At 40.5% G+C, this 7476-nt stretch carries 4 protein-coding genes; 1 reads left to right on the top strand and 3 read right to left on the bottom strand.

Annotated features, from left to right (window positions below):
- Positions 1 to 172 precede the first annotated feature (172 nt).
- Together QL998_RS14605 and QL998_RS14600 are read right to left on the bottom strand one after the other, a co-directional pair.
- Positions 173 to 2743: a TonB-dependent receptor gene (locus QL998_RS14605; RefSeq protein ID WP_290192959.1), complete on the bottom strand. Its 2571-nt coding sequence runs from the start codon at positions 2741 to 2743 to the stop codon at positions 173 to 175.
- A 512-nt stretch (positions 2744 to 3255) separates the two neighbouring features.
- Positions 3256 to 3570, bottom strand: a complete 315-nt coding sequence (locus tag QL998_RS14600; RefSeq protein ID WP_290192958.1) for a DUF962 domain-containing protein — start codon at positions 3568 to 3570, stop codon at positions 3256 to 3258.
- A gap of 164 nt (positions 3571 to 3734) precedes the next feature.
- On the opposite strand from QL998_RS14600, the gene QL998_RS14595 reads away from it, so the two are divergent.
- Positions 3735 to 5891 (top strand): prolyl oligopeptidase family serine peptidase, encoded by a 2157-nt coding sequence (locus QL998_RS14595; protein ID WP_290192957.1) that lies wholly within the window; start codon positions 3735 to 3737, stop codon positions 5889 to 5891.
- A gap of 91 nt (positions 5892 to 5982) precedes the next feature.
- Here QL998_RS14595 and QL998_RS14590 read toward each other — a convergent pair whose 3' ends face one another.
- Positions 5983 to 7275, bottom strand: a complete 1293-nt coding sequence (locus QL998_RS14590) for an anti-phage deoxyguanosine triphosphatase (RefSeq protein ID WP_290192956.1) — start codon at positions 7273 to 7275, stop codon at positions 5983 to 5985.
- Positions 7276 to 7476: the final 201 nt, after the last annotated feature.

The raw sequence follows: 7476 nt of genomic DNA, 5'->3' as shown, positions 1-7476 counted from the left end.
AATGCGAGAACGAGTGAAACGTTATATTCTTCCAGAAAAAAGAAAACGGCCCAAAAGTAGGACCGTTCGAATTTCAAAAACTCGGTACACCATTAAGTCAAAGCATGCTTAACTGAATGGTGTTAACCTAATCGGTGGCTTTTGTGTGTTTGGTTACTTTAAGCTGCGCTTATTAGAACTTCATTTCTATTTTACCGTACACGTAGCGTCCGTTAAATCCATACGGCGAGAAGCTAGAGTAAGCAAATAAACGTGAGAAGGTGGTTACATCGTCAACATTTTCACGGGTTGCATCTGGATAAACATCAAAAATGTTATTAGCCCCTAAGCTCAGTGATACGTTTTCACTAAGCGAGTAGGCGACATCTAAGTCGGTTATCCATTTAGGCTTAAGCACTTCGTTACGTTCTGGGATATCTGAAGGGTCTTGAGTTTCGCCGTAACGTGTTGTTCTAAGCGTGGTGCGTATGTCGTCGTTAGTCCATGTTGCGCTTAAGTTGTACTTATTACGCGGTGTGCTTACTTCAAAACGACGCAGCTCAGTGCCTGAGAACAAGTTGTCTTGATCAAACCCAGCACCTTGCAGCTCTGCTGGTGGGTCGATAATATTTGTTACTTCATTTTTACCGTAGTTGTAACCTAGGTTAAAGGCTAAATCGCCATAACCATCAGTTGCTACATTATAAGAGGCAACCACATCAACACCACGGGTTTTGCTGTCAATTGCATTTAAGAAGAAACGACCTTGGTTAGCACCTGTGCCTTGAAGTAAATCGGCAATAGCATCGCCCGATAAGTTGTTTGATAACACAATGCGGTCATCAATTAATATTTGGTAGTAATCAACCGATAAGCTGAAATTAAAGTCGGTAGACCATGTAAAACCAACGCCGTAGTTTGTTGCTTCCTCGGCATCAAGACCTGGTGAGCCCAGTGCTTTTGCTACATCGCTGCTTGGTGCGAACGTACCTGTTTCGGTTGGTTCGCCATCAACAAATACAGTGGCCACTGAGGTAAAGTATTGTTGCTGCAAAGAGGGTGCTCTAAAACCAGTTGATACAGAGGCGCGCAGCGCTAAGTCTTCAGTTAATGAATAACGAGTCGCAACTTTACCGTTAAGTGTATCGCCAAAGTCTGAGTAATCTTCATAACGGGCGGCAACCGCTAAATTCCAATCGTCGGTTAGGTAGGTTTCAAGGTCTATATACAAGCTCACGTTATGGCGGCTATTGTCGCCCTCTGATTCGGGTGTAAACCCCGGGAATACTTGTGCGCCCGCTGCGCCAAATGGGCCATCGACTGGGTCGGTTACTGCGCCTCCTGGGCCAAATGTGCCTTGTGCATATGAAGCTTCTTCGCCTGCATCTATTTGGTATCCTTCGCGGCGATACTCAGCACCTACAGCTACACTTACCGAGCTTTCTAAAAAGCTGACGTCTACTTCGCGACTAAAATCAACGTTTAAGGTAAGTTGATCGTAGGTAAGTGTTCCGGCATCAAAGCTTGTTTGGCTAGTAGGGCCGTATGAGGTATTTAAGCTATTTATAACGCCAAACTCGAACGCATCTTGACCATATACGGCCGATACATCGTAATTCCATTCACTTATAAAACCTTTAGCGCCAAGTGCCAGCGAAAAGTCATCTATGTCTGAAGTGATAACCGGTAAAAAACCATCAGGGTATACTTCTTCTATATTACGGCTATCGCTTGCACGGCGATAAAACCCGCCACCTTCGCCTTCGCGTTTGCTGTAAGAGCCAAACGAATATAAATCGATATCGTTTGTTAATTGATAACCTGCGTTATAAAACATTGAAAAGTCTTCAACATCGCCATTACCAAAGTTATGGTTATATCGATTTACGGTAAGTTCACGAGGGTCTAGCGAGCCATCATCTAATCGTGCGTAGTTTTCACGGTTATCGTAGTCAGAGCGGTTAGTTGAATGTCGGTCGCGGTATTCTGTTGAGATGTTTAAAAAGCCATTATCGCCAAGTTCAAAACCCATATTACCTTGCAGCGTTAGTGTTTGGCCGTCTGTTAAAGAGCGATCGCCCCCTTCAGTAAAGGCTAAATTACCATCACTGCCTTCAGATACAGACTCAAGCTGTGGTACACCGTCCATTTCTGTTACGTTAGCACCATATATAGCCGCCACTGAGCCACCGCTGCTGGCACTTTTAAGCACAATATTAATAACGCCGGCTATAGCATCAGAGCCATATTGGGCTGCTGCACCATCACGTAATACTTCAATGCGGTCGATAGCATTTGCTGGAATTGCATTTAAATCAACTGATGATGAACCACGACCCGTTGAGCCATTTAAGTTAAGTAATGCGTTGCTATGGCGACGCTTACCATTAACAAGCACTAAAGTGTGATCAGGTGCTAAACCACGAAGTTGAGCAGGGCGTACATGGTCACTACCATCAGTAAGTGATGCTTGCGGGAAGTTAAAGCTAGGTAATAAATTGCTAAGTAGGGCATTCGTTTCAGTAAAGCCTGAGTTTTTAAGTGCATCTGCACCAATTATATCGATGGGTACTGCACTGTCTTCTACTGTACGGCCTAATCGGCGAGAGCCAATTACGCTTATTTGTTCGATGTTTTCTTCTGCTTTGGTGTCTTGCTCTGCAGCATTTACTGAGAGCGAACCAAGTAGCGCAGCTGATGCACTCATGGCGAGTAATATTTGTGGTACCGACTGCTGTAATTTAAATAACGGTTTTCTATTCATGCTGTATTTCCCCATACCCATTGAATTATTTTAGTTTTGAACAAAAAGATAAAGATTAAACCTCTTTGTTACCTTGAACATATACTTAATTAACAAAGCCAGTCAATTGAATAACATTCAATTAATTTAAGGGTTTTTATAATTACATTTGGTTGTTTTTTATAATGATCATTGTTTTAGTTATATAGCGAAGGTAATTGCTAAGTAATTGATGGATAATGAATTATATTTAAAAATTAAATTTAACGTTTAATTAACTGGTAAGATGAGGTTGGTAGATTTAACTAATTATTTGTAGGAAGCCATTTTTATTGGGCTGGCAATAAACAACTGTTGAGCTATAAATATTTTTAAAAATATAAAATAAAAATACACCCATTAAATGTTAACTAAATTAACATTTAATGGGTGTGTTATAAATTATGTACTACTTATTAGAACCTATACTTTAAAGCATGAAGTAATTTTGTTTTTATAAGTAATTGGTATAAAAAAGAGTGCTAGAAATAGTGTTAAAATTTAATTTTTCCAATAATTATGTCTTTAAACATTACCCAATCTCCCCACAAACTGTAAAAAGGGTGTTTAAAAGTAGCAGGGCGGTTTTTTTCAAAAAAGAAATGCCCGACCCACGCAAACCCATATCCAATAACAGGTAATAGCCACAATAAACTGTAGTGTTGTTTTAATAATGCTATTGCGATTACAGCAAGAACAAGGGTGCTTCCTATAAAATGTAAGCGGCGGCAAATCACGTTGCGATGCTCTTTTAAATAATAAGGGTAGAAGGCTTTAAAGCTTTTAAACGTGGGGTTTGTACTTTGCATAGTGTGCTCTTTTATTGTTTTTTATTTTAATGAGGGTAATGCTATTAAAGCGTAAGTTTACATTTGTTTACAGCGATAAATGGCGCTTAACGCATCTATATAGACAAAAGGGCTAAAAGTTAATAGCTTAGGCGCACTATTAATAAATAAGAATGGAACTCGGGATGTTTAAACATACTCTAGCGTGTGCTGTAATTGTAGCGCTTAGCGGCTGTTCAGAGCCAACTAATACGGTAACTCAAGAAGAAGTAAAAGCACCTATGAAGCAAGTTAACGCAGTTATATACCCAGAAACAAAAAAAGGCGATATCGTAGACACCTACTTTGAAGAAGCGGTTAGTGACCCATATCGTTGGCTTGAAGATGATATGAGCAGAGAAACTGCCGATTGGGTTAAAACGCAAAACAATTTAACGTTTTCTTATTTAGAACAAATACCTTATCGCGATAAGTTAAAGCAGCGCCTTGAAAAACTAATGAACTACGAAAAAATAGGCCCTCCTTTTACTGAAGGCGATTACACCTATTTTTATAAAAACGATGGCCTGCAAAATCAATATGTTTTGTACCGTAGTAAAGATGGCGGCGACGTAGAAGTATTTTTAGACCCAAACAAGTTTAGTGAAGATGGTACGACGTCTATGTCGGGTTTATCGTTTTCAAAAGATGGTTCATTGCTCGCATATCAAATATCTGAAGGTGGCAGCGACTGGCGTAAAATTATTGTTATTGATGCACATACTAAAAAGCAAGTTGAAGAAGCGCTTGTTGACGTTAAATTTAGTGGCATTGATTGGTTAGGTAACGAGGGCTTTTATTATTCAAGTTACGAAAAACCTAAAGGCAGTGAGCTGTCGGCTAAAACAGATCAGCATAAAGCGTATTACCATAAGCTAGGTACTGCACAATCTGCAGATAGTGTTGTATTTGGTGAAACTGATGAGCAAAAACATCGCTATGTAGGCGCTGATGTAACCCATGACGGCCACTACTTACTTATTTCGGCAAGTACGTCTACTTCAGGCAATAAGCTGTTTATAAAAGATCTAACAAAAGAAAACAGTGAGTTTGTAACGGTTGTTGGAAATACTGATTCAGATACATCAGTTATAGATAACGAAGGCAGCAAGCTGTTTTTAGTTACTAACCTTAATGCACCAAACAAAAAAGTAGTGATGGTTGATGCAAGCAACCCGAGCCCTGAAAATTGGGTTGATTTAATTCCTGAAACCAAAAACGTACTAAACCTTACAAAAGGCGGCGATACCTTTTTTGCAAACTATATGGTTGATGCTATTTCGCAGGTAAAACAGTACAACAAAAAAGGCGAGCTAATTCGTGAAATTACATTGCCAGGCGTGGGTACTGCACGTGGTTTTGGCGGTAAAAAAGATCAAACAACGCTTTATTATTCGTTCACTAACTACAAAACACCAGGCACTACTTATACGTTTGATGTAACTACGGGTGAATCGGGTGTTTATCGTAAGTCGGCTATTGATTTTAATAGCGATGATTACACGTCTGAGCAGGTGTTTTACACATCAAAAGACGGTACTAAAATACCGATGGTAATCACCTATAAAACAGGCATTAAGCTTGATGGTTCAAACCCTACTATTTTATATGGTTACGGTGGTTTTAATATTAGTTTAACGCCAAGCTTTAGCCCCGTTAATGCAGTATGGCTTGAACAAGGTGGTGTGTACGCCGTTGCTAATATTCGTGGTGGCGGTGAGTACGGTAAAGACTGGCATAATGAAGGCACAAAATTGCAAAAGCAAAATGTGTTTGACGACTTTATTGCAGCGGCTGAGTACTTAAAAGATAAAAAGTACACGTCTAAAAAACGCTTAGCACTTCGCGGTGGATCTAATGGTGGTTTGTTAGTTGGCGCAGTAATGACGCAGCGTCCTGACTTATTTCAAGTTGCTCTACCTGCTGTAGGTGTACTTGATATGCTGCGCTACCATACATTTACTGCCGGCGCTGGCTGGGCATACGACTACGGCACCAGTGAGCAAAGCAAAGAAATGTTTGAATACATTAAAGGTTACTCACCACTTCATAATGTAAAAGCAGGTGTTGAGTATCCAGCTACTATGATCACAACTGGCGACCATGATGACCGTGTTGTTCCTTCGCATTCGTTTAAGTTTGCAGCTGAGCTTCAAGCAAAGCAAACAGGTAATAATCCAACGCTTATTCGCATAGAAACCAATGCGGGGCATGGTGCAGGTACTCCAACGAGTAAAACAATTGAGCAGTACGCTGATATATTTGGTTTTACGCTATATAACATGGGCGTAGAGTCGTTATAAAACGTTCCAACTAAATATAAAAACTAAAAAGGCCGAGTAAATTAAATTTACTCGGCCTTTTCAATGTTAGCAGTTAGCAGTTAGCAGTTAGCTACTGCATAGGTGAAAACAATCGTTGGTATGTTTTATAAGCGTACTCGTCGGTCATTCCGCTCAAATAATCGCAAATTATACGCATCCCTTGGTTTTGCTTTTGCGCTTCTATGTATTGTGCTTGTGTTGTTTCGGGCAATAAACGCAGCGGATCGCTAGCAAACGCGGTAAATAACTCTATTAGTAAGTTTTGACCTTTGAACTCTATTTGCTGCATTTCGGGGGCGCGTATTAAACGTTGAAACACAAAATGCTTAAGTATTTGCAATACACTGTCGTATTGGGCATCTAATTTAGCGGTGTACTTTAAAATAGGGCATTCAAAGTTATCGTTTTGAATATCCAAATGTATATGAATAATAAAGGTATTAACCAGCTCACCTATGGCATCTTTTCGCTCATAATCATTTTTTGAAAACAAGCGCTGGGTCAGCGATTCAAGCATGTCGTTTAGCCAGTCAAAGTTTAGTGCTTTTAAATGGGGCAGAGCATGGGTTTGCCAATCGTCTAACGTAAGTACATGGGTTGCAATGGCATCTTCTAAGTCGTGTACCGCGTATGCTATATCGTCGGCATGCTCCATTATGGCGCTGTCGAGCGATTTATACGTTGTTTTAGCGCGGTACTTATCAATAGCAGCATGGTTACCCAGCAACGTTTTATCGTTTTGACTCAGTGGTTCTACTATCCAATTGAATATGGCTGCATCGTCGTTGTATAACCCTTTGGCAGGTCGCCAATCATCCGCTTTTATAAATGCACGACCGGTTGTGGCATCGGGAATGGTATGCCAAAGCGTATTAATAAACGCGGGGTATTTTATAAAACCTAATAAAGTACGACGAGTTAGGTTCATGCCGTGGCCATTACTGTAGGGCTCAAGTTTTGCAACTATGCGCAGTGTTTGTGCGTTACCTTCAAAACCACCGTGATCGCGCATCATGTAATTTAGCGCTATTTCGCCACCGTGGCCGAAGGGTGGATGGCCAATATCGTGCGCTAAACACAGTGTTTCGAGCAGTCCAGTTGATGGAAAGTGCGTAAAGTCGCTATGTTGCGCTTTTAAATGGCGCAATATGCCGGTACCAATTTGCGATACTTCTAAAGAGTGGGTAAGGCGAGTGCGGTAAAAGTCGTTTAGGCCTATGCCCATAATTTGGGTTTTAGCTTGCAAACGCCTAAATGCTGCGGCATGAATAATGCGCGAACGATCGACCTGCCACGGCGAGCGGTTATCGTTAGGACGATGTTTATATTGCTCTATTATTCGGCTTTGCCATTGTTTATCCATACTGCTTACTCACACATAGTTAATATTATTAAACTTTGCTCAGTATACCCATGGACTTATAAATTGCGAATGAACAAATGCACTACATAGGCTCTGTTTTATCGAAACCCAAATACATTGCTGAAAATTCAACCGTAAAAGGTCATCAAACCCCAGTTATTCGCGTTTATAAAGTGGCTTAGGTATAATGCGCCTTCGTAT

Source organism: Pseudoalteromonas sp. APC 3691, assembly GCF_030408135.1.
In the GTDB taxonomy this organism is placed as follows: domain Bacteria; phylum Pseudomonadota; class Gammaproteobacteria; order Enterobacterales; family Alteromonadaceae; genus Pseudoalteromonas.
Note: the sequence above shows the minus strand (reverse complement) of the source record. Positions and strands in the feature narration are given on the sequence as shown.